Here is a 22,124-nt window from a genome sequence, read left to right as displayed (position 1 = left end):
CACCTCACTCAGCTAAATTATTGCCAAAATAAGGTGTTTTATACAATTGATCTACAATTTCAATATTTGTTTTATATTTGCTGTTATAACGTCTATAGCTACTTTATTGTGTCCGCCTTCTGGTATTATTATATCTGCATATCTCTTTGTTGTTTCAGTAAACTGCATATGCATTGGTCTAACAACACCTAAGTATTGTTCTATAACAGACTCAAGAGTTCTACCTCTTTCATTTATATCTCTAACTACTCTTCTTATAAATCTAACATCTGCATCAGTATCTACATATATTTTTATATCTAGTAGGTCTCTAATTCTCTCATCTTCTAATACAAGAATTCCTTCCACTATCAATATTTCTCTAGGTAATACTGGTTCTGTTTCAGATTTTCTATTATGTATTTCAAAATCATATATAGGTTTTTCTACAGCTTTACCCTCTGCAAACATTTTTATATGTTCTATTAGTAATTCTGTATCAAAAGCATCAGGATGATCATAATTTGTCTTTTGTCTATCTTCAAAGGATAAATGGCTTTGATCTTTGTAATAAGAGTCCATTTCTAAAGTAGCAATACATTCGCCACCAAATCTATTAAAGATCTCTTTAGCTATAGTACTCTTTCCAGATCCGGAACCACCTGTTATACCTATAATAACTGGACGATCCATTATTTTTCCCCCTTAAATTGAATAAGTATATCATTTTCTTCTAAACATTCATCTATAGTAACTGTATATATCATCTTAGCTGCTGCTGCTGCTTCAATTGGCTCTCCTTTAGAGTTTTTCATATCTTTTAATACTATCTCTACATTATCTCCAAGAACCTTAAGAACCTCAACAGTATCGCCATTTAAAACCTTATTTTTCTGTTCTATTGTTGCAGTCATTGTTTTTTCATCAAAAGATTTAACAATGCCTATTACATCATAAGATTTTTCATAAGCTGAAGAGTCATACACCTGTTTCTCTTGTTCATCAAAATAAAAACCTGTGTAGTACTTTCTGTGGCTAGGCATCATTAAATATTCTAACCATTTTTCATTAAACTTATAATTAGCTGGATCTTCAAAGTAAGCATCTAAAGCCCCTCTGTATGCCTTAACTACAGATGCAACGTAGAATACACTTTTCATTCTACCTTCTATCTTTAAAGAATCAATTCCTGCTTCAACTAGTTCTGGGATGTATTGAATCATACATAAATCCTTAGAATTCATTATGTAAGTTCCCTTATCATCTTCTACGATTGGGAAATATTCTCCCTCTCTTTTCTCTTCAACTAGGTGATATTTATATCTACATGGCTGTGCACATTCTCCTCTGTTTGAATCTCTTCCTACTATGTAGTTGGATAGCAAACATCTTCCTGAGTAAGACATACACATAGCTCCATGAACAAAAGCCTCTATTTCACAGCTATCTGGAATTTTATCTTTTAATTCCTTAACCTCTTTCATAGATAACTCTCTAGCTAAAACAATTCTTTTAACACCTTGTTTGTGCCAGAATATTGCTGACTTATAGTTCACATTATTTGCTTGAGTACTTAAATGTAACTCTAAATTTGGAACTACCTCTTGAGCAGTCATAATAATTCCTGGGTCAGAAACTATAACTGCATCCACATTTAGTTCATATAACTCCACTAAATATTCTTCTAATCCTTCTAAGTCATCATTATGTGGAAATACATTTAATGTAACGTAAACTTTTTTACCTCTATCATGAGCATATTTTATTCCTTCTGCTAAAGTCTCATTAGTGAAGTTGTCTGCAAAAGCTCTAAGGTTTAATTTACTTCCACCAACATAAACAGCGTCTGCACCGAAGTTTATAGCTGTTTTTAACTTTTCTAAATTTCCTGCTGGAGCTAATATTTCTGGTTTTCTCATTTTAATTCCTCCTCATTGTTACTGCAATTCCATCACCCATAGGGATTACTGAGGTTATGAATTTTTCCTTATCTGATACCATTTCTAAATACTTTCTCATTCTTTTTATAATTGTTATTTTTCTTCTAACTACAAGCTCACTAGAGGCAACCATTCCTCTAAACAGAACATTATCTGCTATAATAAGCCCTTCCTTAGTCATAAGCTCTAAACAATCAGGTAATAAATGATTATAATGACCTTTGCCTGCATCCATAAAAATCATATCAAACTCACCTGGATATTCCTTGGCTAAATTCTTTACAACTTCTATGCAATCACCTTCAATTACTTCTATCTTATCTTCTAAGTTAAAGCGTTTTATATTTTCTCTTGCTATATTAACCATATTTTCATCACGTTCTATGGTAATAATTTTTTCTACGCTTTGAGAACTTAAAGCCATTATAATCGAAGAATATCCTATGGCTGTACCAAGCTCAAGAATTTTTTTAGGTTTTTTAAGATTAATCATAAACTCTAGAAAATTTGCAGTTTCCTTTTGTGCTATAGGTACTCTATTTTCCTGTGCATATTCCTCTAATTCTTTTAATACACTATTAGTTTCTCCAATTAATCCTCTTAAATATTCTTCCATATATTCATAGGTAATTCCACTCATTTAAACTTCCTCCACATAAAATTCCTATAAAGCTTCTCAAAGACTTTACTTACTTTGAGTTTTTTCCATGATTTCTCTATGCTTATCATAGTCATACGTAAAGAAGTGAGTACCATCATTCAACGAAACAAAATATAAATAATTTGTTTCTTCAGGTTTTAATACAGCTTCTATAGAAGCCTTTCCTGGACATGCTACTGGTCCTACTGGTAAAGCATCTACTTTATAGGTGTTATAAGGTGACTCTATTTGTAAGTCTTTTTCATAAACTACATCCTTATGATATCCTAGTGCATACAAAACTGCAGCACAGGATTGAAGAGGCATATTAATTTAAAATCTATTTTAAAATACTGAGTCTACTTTTGCTCTCTCATTCGGAGTAGCTATCTCTTTTCAACTATAGATGCTAAGGTTATTAGGTTATGTACTTACTTCGTGGGTAAATTTTCACCTTCTAAAGTTTCTTTCATAACCCTTTCAAAATTACTAATCATTTTTTCTATAATAACATGAGCATCCATGTTCTTTTTCAAATTATATGTATCTGGATATAAATATCCTTCTAAGTTATATCTTACTTTATTACTTTTAGCTAAATAATTAGGAAGTTCAAATCCTTCTATGGCTTTTATAAAGTAGTTTTTAGTTATAACTTCTATGGCTTCAAGTATAGCCCCTATTCCTTCTATGTTCTTACCTTCAGGAATAGTGACTTGAACTTACTCATCACTATTTCCTTCAGATAATACTCTAATAAAGATATTTAAACTTGTATTTTCTTTGTTTATGACTAGTTAGATTTACTTCTGTTTGCCATTCTCTTTCTTTCATTAGAATCTAAGATTCTCTTTCTTAATCTTATGCTTTCAGGTGTAACTTCTACATACTCATCTGATGCTATGAACTCTAAAGCTTGCTCTAAACTCATTTCTCTTGGTGGAATAAGTTTTAATGCATCGTCTGATCCTGATGATCTTGTATTACTTAAATGTTTCTTTTTACATACGTTTACTTCTAAATCATCAATTCTTGAGTTTTCTCCTACTACCATTCCTTCATATACATCTAATCCAGGCCCTATGAATAATGTTCCTCTCTCTTGAGCATTAAATAATCCATAAGTTAAAGATGTACCAGCTTCAAAGGCTACTAATGATCCTCTACTTCTCTCTGGAATATCTCCTCTGAAAGTATCATATCCTGAAAGTACATGGTTCATTATTCCGTTACCCTTAGTATCAGTCATAAATTCATTTCTAAAACCGATTAATCCTCTTGAAGGTATAATAAACTCTAATCTTACATAACCATTAACTGCTGAAGTCATATTTTGCATTTCAGCTTTTCTAGGCCCAAGTTTCTCCATAACAGCTCCCATAAACTCTTCTGGAACGTCAATTGTTAACTCTTCTATAGGTTCTAATTTCTTACCATCTTTCTCTTTGTATATAACAGTTGGTTTAGAAACTTGGAACTCATAACCTTCTCTTCTCATAGTTTCTATTAAGATAGATAAGTGAAGTTCTCCTCTTCCGCTTACTTTGAAACAGTCAGCTGAATCAGTTTCTTCAACTTTTAAACTTACGTTAGTTTCTAATTCTTTAGCAAGTCTATCTCTTAAGTGTCTTGATGTTACAAACTCTCCCTCTTTACCTGCGAATGGTGAGTTGTTTACTATGAAGTTCATGCTTAATGTTGGCTCATCAATTTCTACGAATGGTAGAGCTTCTGGACAACTTGCATCTGCTAAAGTTTCTCCAATATTTATATCTGGAATACCTGAAACAGCTACTATATCACCTAGTTTAGCTTCTTCAGTTTCTTCTCTTTTTAAGCCATTATAAACATATAAGTTTGAGATTTTAACATTTTTTACGCTTCCATCTCTTCTCATTAAGGCAACCTGTTGGTTTTTCTTAATTACTCCTCTTTCAACTTTACCAATACCAATTTTACCTACAAAGTTATTGTAGTCTAAGCTTGATATTAATAATTGAGTTGGCTCATCTATATATCCTTCTGGTGGATTAACTCTGCTTAATATAGTTTCAAATAATGGAACCATATCATCATTTTCTTCATCTACTTCAGACATTGCATATGCATCTCTTGCTGAGCAATAAACGATTGGGAAATCTAATTGCTCATCATTTGCACCTAACTCAACAAATAGGTCAAACACCTCATCTATTACTTCTGTAGGTCTTCCATTAGGTTTATCTATTTTATTTATTACAACTATAGGTTTTAAGTGTAGCTCTAAAGCTTTTTTAAGTACAAATTTAGTTTGTGGCATTGCTCCTTCATAAGCATCTACAACTAAAAGAACACTATCTACCATTTTAAGTACACGTTCTACTTCTCCACCAAAGTCCGCATGGCCTGGCGTATCGATAACGTTAATTTTAACATCCTTGTATGTAAGTGCTGTATTTTTTGAAAGAATAGTGATTCCTCTTTCTTTTTCTAGATCATTAGAATCCATTACTCTCTCGTCAATTACTTCGTTTTCTCTAAAAACATGGCTTTGTTTTAATAGCGCATCCACTAGTGTTGTCTTACCGTGGTCTACGTGGGCTATAATAGCAATGTTTCTTATATCTTCTCTTTTAAATAAACTCATATTTCTCCTCCGTGTCGGTACTATTTCGCATAAGTACTCTATACAACAAAAAATTGGATACTTCGGCACCCAATTTAAATCAACCTTATATAATTCTAATAGCATGTGTATAAAAAGTCAATAAAGCTTTCATTTTAATCTTAAAACCCCCATAACTTATATGGGGGCTAAATTCTTAATTATACTTCTACAATTATAGGTAATATCATAGGGTTTCGTTTTGTTTTTTCGTAAAGGAAGTTTCTTAAAACATCTTTTACACTGGACTTTATAGTTGCCCATTCTTTTATTTTTTTATTTTCACAATCTTTTAATACATTTCTTACTTGGTTCTTAGCTTCATCTATTAAATCTTCAGATTCTCTTACATAAACGAATCCTCTTGATATAATATCAGGACCAGCTACAACTTTTCCTGTTTGCTTTTCAATAGTTACAACCACTGTAAGTATACCATCTTGTGATAAATGTTTTCTATCTCTTAAAACAATATTACCTACATCTCCAACGCCAAGTCCATCAACAAAAACTTGACCTGATATAACAGCACCATTTTTCTTAATGCTATCACGAGTAACTTCTATAACATCACCATTATCAGCTAAAATTATATTTTCTTCATCCATTCCTAATTTCATAGCTAATTCACCATGTTGTTTTAGATGTCTATATTCTCCATGAACAGGAATAAAGAATTTTGGTTTAACTAAAGTATGCATTAATTTTAATTCCTCTTGACATGCATGCCCTGAAACATGGACATCAGCCAAAGCCTCATATATAACCTCTGCGCCTTTTTTAAACAACTGATTAATTACCTTAGAAACTAATTTTTCGTTTCCTGGTATAGGTGATGCTGATATAATTACCATATCGCCTTTAATTATATTAACCTTTCTGTGTTCTGAAGCAGCCATTCTTGAAAGAGCTGACATAGGTTCTCCTTGACTTCCTGTAGTAATAATAACTATCTGATCCTCTGGATATTTGTCAAGTTCATCTATATCTATAAGCATACCTTCTTCTGCTTTTAGGTATCCTAACTCTAAGGCAACTCCCACTATATTTTCCATACTTCTTCCTGAAACTGCAACCTTTCTACCGAACTTATTAGCAGCAGTAAAAATCTGTTGTATTCTATGAATATTAGAAGCAAATGTAGCTACTATTATTCTTCCTTCTGCCTTCAAGAAAATACTTTGGAATGCCTCTCCTACAGTGCTCTCTGACATTGTATATCCTGGTCTTTCCACATTAGTACTTTCTGCAAGCATTACAGTAACTCCTTGCTTACCTAATTCTGCAAATCTTGCTAAATCCGCTGCACATCCATCAATAGGTGTAAAATCAATTTTGAAGTCCCCTGTATGAAGTACTATACCAATTGGAGTATGAATTGCAATTGCTACTGAATCAGCTATACTGTGACTAGTTTTAATGAACTCCACAGATAAGTTATCTAACTTAACTATATCCTTAGCGCTTACACATCTTAACTCCACTGAACTTAATAACCCATGTTCTTTTAATTTTGATTCAACCATACCAATAGTAAGCCTTGTGCCATATACCGGAACATTTAATTGTCTTAACACATATGGTAATGCTCCTATATGGTCCTCATGTCCATGAGTTAAAAAGATTCCCTTTACTTTATCCGCATTCTTAACTAAATAAGATACATCAGGTATAACTACATCAATACCCAACATCTCATCATCTGGGAACTTAAGACCACAATCTATAACTACAATTTCATTTTTATATTCAAAAGCAGTTAAATTTTTTCCGATCTCATTAAAGCCCCCAAAAGGAATAATTTTTAATTTATCTTTATCTCGTCTCAAAGTTCTACCCTCCTTTTTTTATATTTATATATTATAAGTTAAAGGTGTTACCCCCTTACTTTTTTCTACATTCATCACATAAACCATAAAATTTTACACTATGGTTTAAAATCTTAAAAAGATATTTATCTTCAATGCTTTTCTCAAGGTCTTCTAGCAAGTCCCCTTCAACTTCTATGACCTTTCCACAGTTATTGCATATTAAATGATGATGTTGATGTTCCTCATCCTCATTTACTAATTCATATCTGCTACATCCATCATCTAAATCTAATTTACATATAAGACCTATCTCTTCAAATAATTGAACAGTTCTATATACAGTTGCTAATCCTAATTCTGGACAGTTCGTTTTGACCACATCATATAACTCTTCTACAGTTAAATGGTCACCATCTTTATCTATTATTCCATTTAGAATAGCTCTTCTTTGAGGAGTTAATTTACATCCTCTTTCTTTTAAAATTTCTTTTAAATGATTTACTCTCTCTGGAGTTATTGTTGACATCATTAAACCTCTCTTTATTATTAACAATTTAAATTTCACTTAGATATAGTTTAATACATTCAATCATTGCTGTCAATTGATAATCATTAGTAGTTAATTCTTATTCCTCTTCTTCTTCACAAAATAATATTTCGTAAGCTTCTGCAACCATAGCAAATTCAACGTCATCTTGTACTACCATAAGAATTTCTTCACCCTTCTCATCTTTATCTATTCTTAAAGCAATAGCCTCTTCTTCCTCATCTTCCTTAGCAACAATTAGATATTCTTTTTCTTCAATATCTAATTTAGTTATTACTTCAAATAACTCCTCTTTTCCATCCTCATCAAATAACGTAACTTTCTCTACAAAATTTTCCATGTGGTTACCTCCTAAAATTTTTTTCTATCTAAATATCCTTGAAGAATATACGTAGCCGCTATTTTATCTACTAGTCCCTTTCTTTTCTTCCTAGATAAGTCCGCTTCTAGCATTACCCTATGAGCTGCAACAGTAGTTAATCTCTCGTCCCACATCTCAATAGGTAAATTTAAGTTTTCCTTTATGACTTCACAAAAGGCAAGAACCTTTTCTCCTTGTTCTCCTATTGTTCCATTCATATTTTTAGGTAGACCTGAAACTATAGTTTCAACTGAATACTCATTACAAATCTCTTTTAAAGCTTCTATATCTTTTTCTTCATTTCTTCTTCTAATTGTAGTTATTCCTTGCGCTGTAAATCCCAAAGGATCACTTATTGCAACACCTATAGTTCTATCTCCAATATCTAATCCTAAAATTCTCATTAATTACTCCTAAGTTTATTCTAATATTAATTTTCTCAATTATATTTAAAATATTCTATTTATTTTATATTTTTCAACAAAGTTAAAATATAAAATAAAAATGCCATAATGGCATTTTTATTTTATTTCTAAATAATTTTTTAATACCTCTTCTAATATCTCATCTCTTTCAAGTTTTCTTACCATAGCTCTTGCGCCGTTATAGTTAGTAATATAAGTAGGATCTCCTGAAATAAAATAACCAACTAACTGATTCACTGGGTTATATCCTTTTTCTAATAATGAGTTATAAACTTCTGTTAATATTGCTTTAGTAACATCACTTTTGTCCTTAACAACATTGAACTGCATTGTATTTTGATTATCTCCCACTTTACCTCACCTCTATTCTTCATTTATATACTAATTATAACTTATATTATAAAGAAGTGGAAATGTTTTAATGATTTGTTTTCAAAATTTTTAAATTGTTATTTAATCATTAAATCCACTAACTCTTCTACTTTAGCTATTGATTCTGGTAATTTAGAAGCGTCTTTACCACCAGCTTGTGCCATATCAGGTCTACCGCCTCCGCCTCCACCAGCAATCTTAGCTGCTTCTTTAATTATGTTTCCACAGTGTATACCCTTAGAAACTACTCCCTTAGATGCCATAGCTACAAACATAACCTTGCCATCTACTTCACTTCCTAGGAATACAAAGCCTTCAACTAATTTATCTCTTAATTTATCAGCTAAGTCTCTTAAAGCATTACCATCCACATCTTTTAAAGATGCAACAATAGTTTTTACCCCTTTAACCTCTTTAACTGAATTTAAAATTTCTTCCTCTGCACCCTTAGATAATTGAGCTTTTAATGCAGCTATTTCCTTATCTTTAGCTTTTAATTCTGAAAGCTGAGATAATAATTTATTAATTATATCCTTTTCAGCACATTTTAAAGTTGATGTTATTTCTTTTAATAAAAGATTTTTACTTTCAACATGATTTAACGCTGCTTTACCTGTTATAGCTTCAATTCTTCTTATACCAGCTGCAACACCTGACTCACTTAAAATCTTAAATAATCCTATTTCTCCAGAATTACAAACGTGAGTTCCACCACATAATTCTTTACTAAAATCTCCTACTGAAACAACCCTTACTTCATCTGAGTACTTATCATCAAATTGAGCAACAGCTCCACTTGATTTTGCCTCATCTATAGTCATTACATCAGTTTTAACATTTAAAGCTTTCATAATTTCTTCATTAACTAATTTTTCAACCTTAACTATCTCATCCTCTGTCATAGCCTCAAAATGGTTAAAATCGAATCTTAATCTTTCTTCTGTAACAAGAGAACCTGATTGATGAACATGCTCACCTAAGACCTCTTTTAAAGCTTTATGAAGCATATGAGTTGCTGTATGGTTTTTACACACATCATTTCTTCTTTCATTGTTTACAACTAAAGTAATTTCTTCATTCTCTTGAACTTTACCTTCTATAACTTCAACAAAATGAATTATCTTACCACCCATATTCTTTTTACAATCTAAAACAGTAGCTTTAAAGTTTTTGCCTTCAATAACACCACGATCTCCTACTTGACCACCCATTTCAGCATAAAATGGAGTTTCATTCACTACAATTATACCCTTATCACCTTTTTCAAGTTCAGATACAAATTCATCATCCTTGATTAAAGATATAACCTTAGAGTTTAAAGATAAATCACCATAACCTTTAAATTCTGTACTTATGTTATTATCTATTTTATCAATTACTGATTCTTCTTTACCTAAATAATTTGACTCTCCTCTTGCAGCTCTTGCTGTTTCCCTTTGAATCTGCATAGCTTTTTTAAAGCCCTCTGCATCTAGTTTCAATCCTTTTTCCTCAAGAATCTCTTCTGTTAATTCAACTGGGAATCCATAAGTATCATATAATTTAAACACCTTATCTCCAGATAAAGTATCCTCATTTTCCTTAGTCATTTCTTCAATAAAGCCATTTAATATTTCCGTACCAGCATCAATAGTTTCAGTAAATCTTTCTTCTTCTAATTTTATAACTTTCTTTATATAATCCGCTTTTTCTTTTAACTCAGGATATGCATCTCCCGAATTATTTATAACTACATCACATAATTCAAACAAGAAATTTTCATTTAATCCTAAAACTCTTCCATGTCTAGCCGCTCTTCTTAATAATCTTCTTAAAACATAGCCTCTTCCTTCATTTGAAGGTAAAATTCCATCAGTTATCATAAAAGCAATACTTCTTATATGATCAGTAACTATTCTTATTGATGTGTCTAGGCTTTTATCCTTCTTATACTCAACCTTAGCTCTATCACATACTGCTTTTAATATATTTTGCATAGTATCTATTTCAAAAATGTTTTCAACACCTTGCATAATAGTTGCTATTCTTTCTAATCCCATACCTGTATCAATATTAGGATTTTCTAAATTAGAATATGTTCCATCTTCTTCTCTATTAAATTGAGTAAATACTAAGTTCCAGAACTCAATAACTTTATCTTCATCTGAAGCTTTCATAAATTCTTCAGCTGTAGTTATTTTTCCGGCACCTCTATCAAAGTGTATTTCTGAACATGGTCCACAAGGTCCATTTCCATGTTCCCAGAAGTTATCTTCTTTTCCTAATCTAAAAATTCTTGAAGGATCTACATCAGTTTTTGTAGTCCAAATATCAAAAGCTTCATCGTCATCTAAATATATTGTTACATATAATTTATCCTTTGGAATTTCTAAAACTTCTGTTATGTACTCCCATGCCCATGGAATTACTTCTCCTTTAAAATAATCTCCAAAAGAGAAGTTCCCTAACATTTCAAAGAAGGTTGCGTGTCTAGAAGTCTTTCCTACATTCTCAACATCACCTGTTCTTATACACTTTTGGCAAGTTGTTACTCTCTTACTTGGTGGCACTTGTAAACCTGTAAAATAAGGTTTCATAGGTGTCATACCTGCGTTTATTAATAATAAACTTTTATCATTCTTTGGTACTAAAGAAAAGCTAGGTAAAACCAAATGACCTTTTCCTTCAAAGAACTCTAAATAAGATTTTCTAATCTCATTTGCTCCCATAGTTCTCATAATATCTCTCCTCCAACCTAGTAGTATCTATTCTATTAATTATACATAATAATACTCTCATATGTACTCTTAAATAAGTGCTTTTAAGAAAAAAAACTTTCACCTCGAAATGAGACAAAAGTTATCATTACTACAATATAATAATGAATATAAATCTTTTGTTTTCTTACTATTAGTTATTTCGATTATAAAAAAAATTAATACTTATGTCAATATTTTATACCTTTGATATCACCATATCTGAGGCTTTGCACAAATTTTCAAAGTGCCTTTTATTAAAACAAGTAATAGTTTAAATCATTATAAATAACTTTTATAACAACACCTATAGGTACAGCTATAACCATTCCTAAAAGTCCACCTAGTTCTCCACCTATTATAAGTAATACTAAAATAATTAAAGGATGCATACTAACTGTTTCCCCTATTATTTTAGGTGAAATAATATCTCCCTCTGCTTGTTGCAATATAACTAATAAAATTAAGGTCCATATAGCCTTTTGAGGAGATATAAGCAATGCACTTAATACTGCAGGTATAGCTCCAAAAACAGGTCCAAAATAGGGTATTATATTGAATACTCCATTTATGATAGAAAGTATAAAAGCATACTTAACACCTAAGGTTAATAATACAATTAAAGTAAGCATACCTATTATAATGCATAATAACAATTGGCTCATTATATACCTACTTAATATTTTATCTATATCACTATATACCTCTTTCATTAATTGTCTTTTATTAACTGGAAATATAAGCAGTATTTTATTACCCATAGCATCTCTATCTGCTAAAAAATAGTAAATCAATATAGGTATTAAACAATATAAAAAAGCATTTTCTCCAAATTCTATTACACCATTAAAGACTCTTTCTAGAAATACCGAACCTAAGACTGAAGCCTTCTCCATTATAAGCTCAACTATATTACTTTGATTTAAAATAGGAACTTTACTTATTAAATTCATAAAATATGCTCTTATTTCTTCCACAGTATTTAAAATATTGTTACTATCTTTTACAATCATAGGTATAATTATAGAAAAACATATTACAAATATAAGTAGTAATACAATAATCATTATAGCTGCTGATAATCTTTTATCTATTCCAATTTCAATTAACTTTAAATAAGCAGGTTTTAGAAAATATGATATTACAAAGGACATAAATATAACATTTATTAAATTTCTTGAAAACTCCCATTTATATAGTACATAAGCTACAAGAAGAAGTCCCAAAGAAACTAAGGTCATTTTTAAAATCTTCTTATTATGATTTTTCATTCTTTACCACACACTCTTCATCAAATTTACTTATTTTATGAGCTCTACTTGAAAATTGGATTTCATCTCCTCTTGAGTAATAAAGTATATTTTCATCACCTATTAATAGGTTTTTCATAAGCAATATTTTTTTACCCTTAGTAAAGTCTCTAATAATACCCGTAGATACTACTACCCCCTTAATAACAAAGCTTTCTTCATCAAAGATAATGTCTTTTACAAGTCCTAAAATATCACCATTCAAATCAACTACATCCATATCCTCAAGTTTATCAAAACTATAATAACTTTCCTTTGTAAAATTCTTTATTATAATATCTTTATTATGATATATTACATCTTTAATTAATACGCTAATATCCTTAGAAAACATTCCTTGGTTTGCTACTGCAAAACCTATAACTTTATTTTTATTACAATCTATTAATAATTCCTTTATATACCCTATCTTTTTGCCTTTTAAGTTAAGAACATTCATAAACACAAAATCTTTTCTTCTATACATTCTCATCATCTCTTTCATATGAAATTTCATATAAATTATCAAATATATATTCTATTTTGCTCAATCAATGTAAATTTATACAAAAAAAACAAAAGAGCCTTATTTAAAAGACTCTTTTTAATACTTAATTCTTTATGTAAAATTTAATTTTATATACTTTACATGACTATAGATAAACTTAGATTTTAGTGTTCTGCTACATGTTTATATTTATCTTCCCAAAGCTCTAAGCCTTCCTTAGATCTATAGTTATTAATAGCTGCATGAATAGTTTGCTCTGCCAATACAGAACAATGTATTTTTTCAGCTGGAAGTCCATCTAAAGCCTCTATTACTGACTTATTAGTTATTTTCCATGCTTCTTCTAAGCTCTTTCCTTTAACTAACTCTGTAGCTATGCTAGCAGTGGCTATAGCTGAACCACATCCAAAAGCTTTAAACCGTACATCCCTAATAATATTATCTTCTATTTTAAGATACATCTTCATAACGTCACCGCAATTAGCGTCTCCTTCTTCTCCAACACCATTTGCATCTACAAGTATTCCTACATTTCTTGGACTATAAAAATGTTCTAAAACTTTATCACTATATTCCACTTTTTTCATCCCCTTAAAATTTTCTGAAATGTTAAATTATAATATCAATTACATTATAGCACTTCATCGATTATTCCGCCACCAACTATAAAGTCATCCTTATAAAACACCACTGATTGCCCCTTTGTACTAGCTCTTTGTTTTTCCTTAAAGCTAACTTTTACTCTACCATCTTCTAATGGATAGATTACGGCGCTATACATCTTAGCGGAATATCTAATTTTAGCCTCAACTTCTAAAGGTTCTGTAAGCTTTTCAAAGCTTATAAAGTTTAAATCCTTAGCTATTAAATCTGTCTTAAATATATCTTCTTCATCACCTAAAATAACTGTATTATTTTTAGCATCTATACCTGTTACAAAAACAGGTCTTCCTACGGCTATACCTAAACCTTTTCTTTGACCAATTGTATAATAAACTATTCCTTTATGCTCACCCAATATCTTACCGTATTTATCTACAAATTTGCCTGGTTTCACTTTATCCTTAATATTCTTAATTATAAAGTTTCCATGATTATTATCAGGTACAAAACAAATTTCTTGGCTATCTTTCTTTCTAAAAACATGTAATCCTATTTCTTCTGCTATAGCCCTTATTTCCGTTTTATTATATTCACCACAAGGCATTAGTGTATGTGCTAATTGCTCCTGTGTTAAATTATATAGCATATATGTTTGATCCTTCTTATCATCTACGCCTCTTTTAAGTAAATATCTACCATCTTCATTTATTATTTGTGCATAATGTCCAGTAGCAACATAATCCGCACCTAATGCTTGAGCCTTTTGTAAAAAGTCTGCAAATTTTATATGCTTATTACATTGTACACATGGATTAGGTGTTCTACCTTCTAAATATTCATCAATAAAATTATCTATAACTTTTTCTTTAAAAGGCTTTTTAAAGTTCATAACGTAAAAAGGTATATCTAAAATGTCCGCTACTCTTCTTGCATCATTAGCTGCTGATAAAGAGCAACAACCACCCTCATTTTCTGCATAATCAGGATCATCTGGTGCTAGTTTCATCATAATTCCTATGACTTCATAGCCTTGCTTCTTTAAAAGGTAGGCTGCAACTGAACTATCTACTCCACCACTCATACCGATAACAACTTTCTTTTTCATTATTTATCACCTATCTCTTATTTTTTCTGTTGATATTTTATTGTACTTCAAAATTCAAATAAAATCAAAGCCCTACTTAAACTTTAATTTAAGAAGGGCTTAAAATTAGTATATTCTACTCATCTCCATGTACATGATCATGAATATCATCATGCTCTTCATAATCCCACACTTCAAGACCTGTTTTATTTCTGTAATCATTGATAGCTTTATGAATTGCTTCTTCTGCTAAAACTGAACAGTGCATTTTTACTGGTGGAAGTCCATCTAAAGCCTCTGCAACTGCTTTATTTGTTAATTCCCAAGCTTCATCTATTGACTTACCTTTTATTAATTCAGTAGCCATACTTGAAGAAGCTATAGCAGAACCACATCCAAAAGTTTTAAATTTAACATCTTGAATTATATCATCTTCAACCTTTAGGTAAATTCTCATTATATCTCCGCATTTAGCATTTCCTACTTCTCCAATACCATTTGCGTCTTCAATTTCTCCAACATTTCTTGGGTTTGTAAAATGGTCCATAACTTTATCGCTGTATATCATAATTATTTTTCTCCCTTCTTATTAAAAGTATCCCATAGTGGTGACATATCTCTTAATCTAGTTATTATTTGTGGTACAACCTCTAAAACATGATTTACTTCTTCCTCTGTAGTTTCATCACCTATACTTAATCTTAAAGATCCATGAGCTATTTCATGAGGCAATCCTAAAGCTAAAAGTACGTGTGAAGGATCTAATGAACCTGAAGTACATGCACTACCACTTGAAGCTGCTATTCCATTTGCATCAAGTAATAATAATATTGATTCTCCTTCTATGAATTCAAAACATATATTAGCATTACCTGGTAATCTATTTTCTCTAGGTCCATTTAATCTAGTGTAAGGAACCTTTAATAATTCATTTATTAATTTATCTCTTAATTTAGTCATTTTAGCGTTATGCTCTTCCATATGCTCTGTAGCTAATTCTAGAGCTTTACCAAGACCAACTATTCCAGCAACATTTTCAGTTCCTGCTCTTCTTGCTCTTTCTTGGCCTCCTCCATGAACTAAATTATGTATTTTTATTCCTTTTCTAAGGTATAAAGCACCTACACCCTTTGGCCCATAAAATTTATGTGCTGCCATTGATAAAGCATCTATATTCATTTCCTTAACATCTACAGGTATATGACCAACAGCCTGAACCGCATCTGTATGGAATATTATTTTCTTTTCTTTACATATAGCCCCTATTTCTTTTATTGGTTCTATAGTACCTATTTCATTGTTAGCAAACATTATTGTTGCTAATATAGTATTTTCTTTTATTGCATTTTTGAAGTCCTCTACACTAACAAATCCTTCTTTATCCACTGGTAAGTATGTAACTTCAAATCCATGTTTCTCAAGATATTCACAAGCATGTAACACTGCATGGTGTTCAATGTTTGTTGTTATAATGTGATTACCTTTATCTCTATATGCATTTGCTATACCTTTGATTGCCCAGTTATCTGCTTCTGAACCACCACCAGTAAAGTAAATTTCATTACTTTCTGCATTTATTGCTTTAGCAACTCTATCTCTAGACTTATCTAAGGCTTTTTTAGTTTCTCTTGATAAAGAGTATATTGAAGAAGGGTTTCCATAATATGTTGTAAAGTATGGAAGCATCTCCTCTAAAACTTCTGGCTTAGTGTATGTTGTAGCTGCATGATCCATGTAAACGTGCTTTTTCATAGATAATCTCTCCTTTTTAATCCTTAATAAAATCTATTTTGCTAGTCTTTATATTTCTATAATCATCAACCATGTCCTGAAGAGTTACTGACTTAGTAACACTATCTATGCTATCTTTTATCTTTATCCATAATAATCTAGTAGGACATTCTTCTGTGTTTCCACAAGAATTATCAGTAAGACATGTGGAGATTTCTATAGGTCCCTCTAAAACTTCTATAACATCGTATATAGTTATTTCAGCAGGTTCCTTATTTAACACATATCCACCTTGAGCTCCTCGAATGCTCTTTATAAGCCCAACTTTTCTTAAAGTAGAAAATAGTTGTTCTAAATATGACTCTGAAATATTTTGCCTCTCTGATATAGATTTTATAGAAACAGGGTCCTTTCCATAGTTAATAGCTAGTTCTACCATAGCCTTAACTCCATATCTTCCCTTCGTTGATAACTTCATTTAATCACTTCCTTAATCTCGAGTAAACTACTCGGATTTCCTGTCTTAATATTATCAAATCCGAGTATTTATGTCAACAATAAATTTCACTATTTTTTTATTTCCCTTTTATGGTATCCCAATAACTTTTGCTTATACTTTCCATCTTGTTTTCGCCGTAAATATAATAGTTTTTTCCTACTAAATTTTTAGGCATATACTCTTGTTTTACATAGGAATTTTTATAGCTATGAGGATATTTATAGCCTTGCATTCTACCTAATTCCTTTGCTCCCTCATAGTGACCATCCTTTAAATAACTTGGTATTTCTCCTACAGTACCCTTATTTAAATCGCTTAAAGCTGAATCAATAGCAGTTATGGCTGAATTAGACTTTGGAGAGGTAGCTAAATAAATTGTTGCCTCTGCTAAAGGAATTCTAGCCTCTGGAAATCCTAACTGATTAGCTGCATCTACACAGGATTTTACTATACTTATAGCCTGTGGATGGGCAAGACCAATATCCTCACAAGCTATTACTAATAACCTTCTACATATAGAAATTAAATCCCCTGCCTTTACAAGCATAGCTAAATAAATTATGGCTGCATCAGGATCACTCCCTCTAATGGACTTTTGAAAAGCACTTAATATATCATAATGACTATCTCCATCTCTATCATAATTGAGCAGTTTCTTTTGTCCTAATTCCTCAACTTTTTCCCTAGTTATGTCAATATTATTTTTACTTTCATACTTAACTCCGTATAATAATAACTCAAGCAAGGTTAATGCTCTTCTCATATCCCCTTCACTTAATTCTGCTATAGCCTTTAGAGCATCTTCATCGTAAGAAATTTCTTTATTCTTAAATTCTTCTTTACTATTTTTAATAGCCCTTCTTATACCAGTTATTATGTCCTCTTCTTCTAATTGCTTAAACTCTAGTATTGTGGCTCTACTAAGAATAGCCTTGAATATATAGAAATATGGATTTTCAGTTGTGCTTGCTATTAAAGTAATTTGACCACTTTCCATAAATTCCAAAAGACTTTGTTGAGTTTTTTTATTGAAGTGATGTATCTCATCTATGTATAAAAGCACTCCCTCATATCCTGAAAAAGTATTAAGTTCATTAATTACGCTTTTTATATCTTTTAATGAATCAGTAGTAGCATTCAACTTATAAAATTTTTTATTTGCACACTTAGCAATAATATTGGCAACAGTAGTTTTCCCTGTACCTGGAGGCCCATAGAAAATCATATTAGGAATATATCCTGACTCTATCATGTTTTGCAGTAGTTTTCCTTCTCCAAGCAAATGCTCCTGACCTATTACCTCACTAATCTCCTCGGGTCTCATTTTATAAGCTAGTGGATTCATGCTTTCACCTCATTTCTTAATTCTTGTATTTTAAAAAAATCATAGGAATTTAATTATACCAAATAATATAAAAATATACATTAAATTTATAACAATACCTTGACAGCTTACTTAGAATATACTAATATTATTTTTAACAAGAATTTTATGTAATTCAAAGAAATTATTAATCATTAAAATCATAGATTGGAAATAGTACTAATATATTGTTTATTTCAGCGAGTGGAGGTTTGGTGTGATGCTCCATAATAAAATTTATTAGGAATGGGTCCATGAGATGCAGGGTGAAAGTTATAGTAGCCTGAGCCGTGTCCTCACGTTATAGAGGTGAGATATCAAGCAACCTTTGCTTTGTATCTAAATTAAAGTTATACATTTAGGTGGCATAATGAAATTTACACTTCATCCTATTTTTAGGTTGAAGTGTTTTTATTTATATTATCTTAATGTATATAAAATTGGGTGGCACCACGACTATATCGTCCCATAGCCTATGGGATTATATGGTCTTTTTTATTTTACATAGAAATTACTAAAATTCTACTAACTATCAAGGGGGATTATATCATGAAATTAAGTAAAACTTTTGGAGAATTTGGTGGTCAATACGTACCTGAAAAAACTTTAGCTGTATTAGATGATCTTGAAAAAAACTTTATGCACTATATTCAGGATCCAGAATTTAAAAAGGAATATATGTACTATTTAAATAATTATGTAGGAAGACCTTCTCCTCTTTACTATGCTGAGAATTTAACAAAACACTTAAATGGAGCAAAAATATATCTTAAGAGAGAAGATTTAAATCATACTGGGGCACATAAAATAAATAACGTAATAGGACAAATGCTTTTAGCAAAGAAAATGAACAAGAAAAAAGTTATAGCTGAAACTGGTGCAGGTCAACATGGGGTTGCCACTGCTACAGGAGCTGCTCTTTTCGGTATGGAATGCCATGTTTACATGGGTGAAGAAGATATGAGAAAACAAGCCCTTAATGTTTATAGAATGGAACTTTTAGGTGCTAAGGTTCACCCTGTTACTGAAGGAACTAAAAGTCTTAAAGAAGCTGTGGATAAGGCTTTAGAGGTATGGGTTGAGGAATGTGATGAAAGCTTCTATGTTTTAGGTTCAGCTGTTGGTCCTCATCCTTACCCAACTATGGTAAAAGAATTCCAAAAAATAATAGGTGAAGAAGCCAAAGCTCAGATCTTAGCTGTTGAAAACAGATTACCTGATACAATAATAGCTTGTGTTGGTGGAGGAAGTAATGCTATTGGATTATTCTCTGAATTTATAAAAGATGAATCAGTTTCTATTGTTGGTGTAGAAGCTGCCGGTAAAGGTATTGCTACTGGAATGCACAGTTCTGCTTTTGCAATGAATAAGATTTCAACTTTACATGGTATGAAAACTTATTTCATGTTAGATGATAATGATGAGGTAGTACCTTCTTACTCTATTTCTTCTGGACTTGATTATCCTGGTGTTGGACCTGAGCATGCATATCTTAAAGATATAGATAGAGTTACGTATACTTCAGTAACTGATGAGGAAGCATTTAATGCATTCCATACTTTATGTAAAACTGAAGGTATAATACCAGCATTAGAAAGCTCTCATGCTTTAGCTTACACAATGAAGCTAGCTCTTACAATGAAGAAAGATGAAATAATCTTAGTTAACCTTTCTGGTAGAGGAGATAAAGACGTTCATACTGTTGCAGAATTTGAGCAAGTAAAATTATTTTAAAAATCTTCAGCCCTTAAATTAATAATTTATATACATGATTGTACTTTCAAATTAGTTACAAGTTCAATCAGTTATTATATTTTACTATTCCTTTTGAAATTTAAAAGCTGTCCTACTATTTTTAGTAAGACAGCTTTTATTTTCAATATATTTTTTCAGTAAATAATTTTTTATCCTCTAGAGCTATGATTCATTATTGAATATTCCTAAAAAAAGCTCCAATGTAGAAAATCAATGCAAAAACCTCTCTCTTTTACCTTTTATCTATTCACTTTTAATTTCAAGCTTATATGTCTTTAACTAAATTCTTAACCCACTTTTGTGAGAAGAATCTTGGAAAAGCAATAAGTATCTTAACAACTAACTCTAATCCAGATAATAAAACTACTCCTTCAATAGACATATTAAATATCATAGCTCCCATAAATGAGAATGGAACTCCTATAAACCATATAGTTCCTCCTTCTAAGAATAATGAGAATTTTGTATCTCCTCCACTTCTTAAAATACCTACTACGAATAGAGAACAAAGCATATTAACAGGAATTATAAAAGAATATAATTTTAATATATTCTCAGTACTTAGTGATACAGCCTCTGTTACATTAAAGAATGAAGTAATAAATCCTGAAGCTGCAAATATTATAACTCCAAGTATTGCACCAACTCCTATTGTGATTTTAATAAATCTTTTTCCAAGAGTCATAGCCATATCTTCATTACCTGAACCTATTTCATTTCCTATCATTATTGCACAAGCATTACCAAGTCCAAAGGCAACAACCATAAACAAGTTCTTAACTGTGGTTGCAATTTGAACAGAAGCCACTGCGTCAATACTTATTTTAGCATAAGCAACAGAATACATTGTCATTCCTAAAGACCATAAAAACTCATTTAAAATAACAGGATATATAGTTATTAATATAGTTCTTATAAACTCCTTGCTTAAATTAAGCATTTCACTTATTTTTGCTGCTAATACACCCTTTTGAGCATATATAATTCCAACAATCAATAACATTTCTATTATTCTTGATAATAAAGTAGCTATTGCAGCTCCTTTAACTCCCAAAGCAGGGAACCCTAAGTATCCAAATATAAGAATTGCATTAAATACAGTATTACATAATAAAGCAACTCCACTAGTGAACAATGGTAATTTAGGTTGTCCAACACTTCTAGAAGCAAAAGAATATGTATAACTTACCGCTGTTAATATATAACTTATACCTGTTATAATTAAATATTCCTTACCTATACCTATTACAACGAAATCACCTGTAAAAAACTTCATTATAAGTCCTGGTGTAAATACAGCCATAATTGTAAATATAACTCCTACTAAAGCAGAAATTATTAAAGATATTCCTAAAACTTTTTTAATGCTTTTTCTATCACCCTTTCCCCAAAACTGTGATATGAAAATAGCACACCCACTATTTATACCAAAAATTATTAAAGAAAATAAGAAATAAAATTGGTTAGCTAGTCCAACTGCTGCTATTTCATTGGCTCCAAGCTTTCCAATCATCATAGTATCCACCATATTTAAAGATGATGATACCAAATTCTGTAAAGTTATTGGTAATGCCAATGCTACCATACTTTTTAAAAACGTTTTTTTGTTATTTACGCCTAACTCCATAACACATCCCCCTTCTTTTTGAATTTATAAGTTTTTTCTAAAAGCTATATAATAATTTCCTCATTGAGTAAATAACTTTAATTTTATTAATTATAAATTTTTATTATTCAAAAATTTATATGCCATATAAATATAAAACTTTCACACAAGTAAACTTAAATATAAAACTCTGTAATATGATTATTTAAAGCTTAAGGTAAAACTATATAAT

At 30.8% G+C, this 22,124-nt stretch carries 22 protein-coding genes and 1 other annotated feature; of the genes, 1 reads left to right on the top strand and 21 read right to left on the bottom strand.

Annotation, left to right across the window (positions count from 1 at the left end; all coding sequences use genetic code 11):
- Window positions 1-51: 51 nt before the first annotated feature.
- From udk to BUA48_RS01145, 20 genes are all read right to left on the bottom strand, one after another.
- Entirely contained in the window at window positions 52-672 is a 621-nt protein-coding gene (udk, locus tag BUA48_RS01240; protein ID WP_072829268.1) for a uridine kinase, read from the bottom strand.
- Entirely contained in the window at window positions 672-1,898 is a 1,227-nt protein-coding gene (locus BUA48_RS01235; protein ID WP_072829266.1) for a peptidase U32 family protein, read from the bottom strand. Before BUA48_RS01235 ends, udk begins: the two co-directional genes overlap by 1 nt.
- A gap of 1 nt (window position 1,899) precedes the next feature.
- Window positions 1,900-2,559, bottom strand: a complete 660-nt coding sequence (locus tag BUA48_RS01230; RefSeq protein WP_072829264.1) for an O-methyltransferase — start codon at window positions 2,557-2,559, stop codon at window positions 1,900-1,902.
- A gap of 45 nt (window positions 2,560-2,604) precedes the next feature.
- Window positions 2,605-2,886: an endolytic transglycosylase MltG gene (locus BUA48_RS15870; RefSeq protein WP_072829262.1), complete on the bottom strand. Its 282-nt coding sequence runs from the start codon at window positions 2,884-2,886 to the stop codon at window positions 2,605-2,607.
- A 104-nt stretch (window positions 2,887-2,990) separates the two neighbouring features.
- Window positions 2,991-3,269, bottom strand: coding sequence for an endolytic transglycosylase MltG (locus tag BUA48_RS16000; protein ID WP_084665999.1), 279 nt, complete (start codon window positions 3,267-3,269; stop codon window positions 2,991-2,993).
- An 83-nt stretch (window positions 3,270-3,352) separates the two neighbouring features.
- Window positions 3,353-5,185: a translational GTPase TypA gene (gene typA, locus BUA48_RS01215; RefSeq protein ID WP_072829260.1), complete on the bottom strand. Its 1,833-nt coding sequence runs from the start codon at window positions 5,183-5,185 to the stop codon at window positions 3,353-3,355.
- A gap of 179 nt (window positions 5,186-5,364) precedes the next feature.
- On the bottom strand, window positions 5,365-7,032 hold the full coding sequence (locus BUA48_RS01210) for a ribonuclease J (protein ID WP_072829258.1): 1,668 nt from the start codon (window positions 7,030-7,032) through the stop codon (window positions 5,365-5,367).
- 55 nt (window positions 7,033-7,087) lie between these two features.
- A complete protein-coding gene (locus BUA48_RS01205) occupies window positions 7,088-7,540 on the bottom strand; it encodes a Fur family transcriptional regulator (RefSeq protein WP_072829256.1) in 453 nt (150 codons plus the stop codon).
- 100 nt (window positions 7,541-7,640) lie between these two features.
- Window positions 7,641-7,901 carry a DUF1292 domain-containing protein gene (locus BUA48_RS01200; protein ID WP_072829255.1) on the bottom strand — a complete coding sequence of 87 codons (261 nt, stop codon included), beginning with the start codon at window positions 7,899-7,901 and terminating at the stop codon, window positions 7,641-7,643.
- Between the two features lie 11 nt (window positions 7,902-7,912).
- A complete protein-coding gene (gene ruvX, locus BUA48_RS01195; RefSeq protein ID WP_072829253.1) occupies window positions 7,913-8,326 on the bottom strand; it encodes a Holliday junction resolvase RuvX in 414 nt (137 codons plus the stop codon).
- A 117-nt stretch (window positions 8,327-8,443) separates the two neighbouring features.
- Entirely contained in the window at window positions 8,444-8,677 is a 234-nt protein-coding gene (locus BUA48_RS01190) for an IreB family regulatory phosphoprotein (protein ID WP_143147658.1), read from the bottom strand.
- Window positions 8,678-8,796: 119 nt separating this feature from the next.
- Window positions 8,797-11,436, bottom strand: coding sequence for an alanine--tRNA ligase (gene alaS / locus BUA48_RS01185; RefSeq protein ID WP_072829249.1), 2,640 nt, complete (start codon window positions 11,434-11,436; stop codon window positions 8,797-8,799).
- Window positions 11,437-11,711: 275 nt separating this feature from the next.
- Entirely contained in the window at window positions 11,712-12,725 is a 1,014-nt protein-coding gene (locus BUA48_RS01180; RefSeq protein ID WP_072829246.1) for an AI-2E family transporter, read from the bottom strand.
- On the bottom strand, window positions 12,712-13,230 hold the full coding sequence (locus BUA48_RS01175) for a PRC-barrel domain-containing protein (protein ID WP_072829244.1): 519 nt from the start codon (window positions 13,228-13,230) through the stop codon (window positions 12,712-12,714). Before BUA48_RS01175 ends, BUA48_RS01180 begins: the two co-directional genes overlap by 14 nt.
- 185 nt (window positions 13,231-13,415) lie before the next feature.
- Entirely contained in the window at window positions 13,416-13,829 is a 414-nt protein-coding gene (gene nifU, locus BUA48_RS01170; protein ID WP_072829241.1) for a Fe-S cluster assembly scaffold protein NifU, read from the bottom strand.
- Between the two features lie 53 nt (window positions 13,830-13,882).
- On the bottom strand, window positions 13,883-14,959 hold the full coding sequence (mnmA, locus tag BUA48_RS01165; RefSeq protein ID WP_072829239.1) for a tRNA 2-thiouridine(34) synthase MnmA: 1,077 nt from the start codon (window positions 14,957-14,959) through the stop codon (window positions 13,883-13,885).
- Window positions 14,960-15,074: 115 nt separating this feature from the next.
- Window positions 15,075-15,506, bottom strand: a complete 432-nt coding sequence (gene nifU, locus BUA48_RS01160) for a Fe-S cluster assembly scaffold protein NifU (protein WP_072829237.1) — start codon at window positions 15,504-15,506, stop codon at window positions 15,075-15,077.
- 2 nt (window positions 15,507-15,508) lie between these two features.
- Window positions 15,509-16,690, bottom strand: a complete 1,182-nt coding sequence (nifS, locus tag BUA48_RS01155; RefSeq protein WP_072829235.1) for a cysteine desulfurase NifS — start codon at window positions 16,688-16,690, stop codon at window positions 15,509-15,511.
- A 16-nt stretch (window positions 16,691-16,706) separates the two neighbouring features.
- Window positions 16,707-17,147 carry an RrF2 family transcriptional regulator gene (locus tag BUA48_RS01150; protein ID WP_072829233.1) on the bottom strand — a complete coding sequence of 147 codons (441 nt, stop codon included), beginning with the start codon at window positions 17,145-17,147 and terminating at the stop codon, window positions 16,707-16,709.
- A 97-nt stretch (window positions 17,148-17,244) separates the two neighbouring features.
- Window positions 17,245-18,513, bottom strand: coding sequence for a replication-associated recombination protein A (locus tag BUA48_RS01145; protein WP_072829231.1), 1,269 nt, complete (start codon window positions 18,511-18,513; stop codon window positions 17,245-17,247).
- Between the two features lie 173 nt (window positions 18,514-18,686).
- Window positions 18,687-19,003: a binding site (T-box leader), on the top strand.
- A 77-nt stretch (window positions 19,004-19,080) separates the two neighbouring features.
- On the opposite strand from BUA48_RS01145, the gene trpB reads away from it, so the two are divergent.
- Window positions 19,081-20,265, top strand: coding sequence for a tryptophan synthase subunit beta (gene trpB / locus BUA48_RS01140; RefSeq protein ID WP_072829229.1), 1,185 nt, complete (start codon window positions 19,081-19,083; stop codon window positions 20,263-20,265).
- A gap of 286 nt (window positions 20,266-20,551) precedes the next feature.
- Here the strand turns inward: trpB and BUA48_RS01135 are convergent, their stop codons facing one another.
- Window positions 20,552-21,913 (bottom strand): MATE family efflux transporter, encoded by a 1,362-nt coding sequence (locus BUA48_RS01135; protein ID WP_072829227.1) that lies wholly within the window; start codon window positions 21,911-21,913, stop codon window positions 20,552-20,554.
- Between the last annotated feature and the right edge of the window lie 211 nt (window positions 21,914-22,124).

Source organism: Clostridium collagenovorans DSM 3089 (genome assembly GCF_900130005.1).
Classification (GTDB): Bacteria; Bacillota; Clostridia; order Clostridiales; family Clostridiaceae; genus Clostridium_D; species Clostridium_D collagenovorans.
The sequence above is the reverse complement of the archived record's forward strand: the minus strand, read 5'-3'. Positions and strand labels throughout refer to the sequence as shown.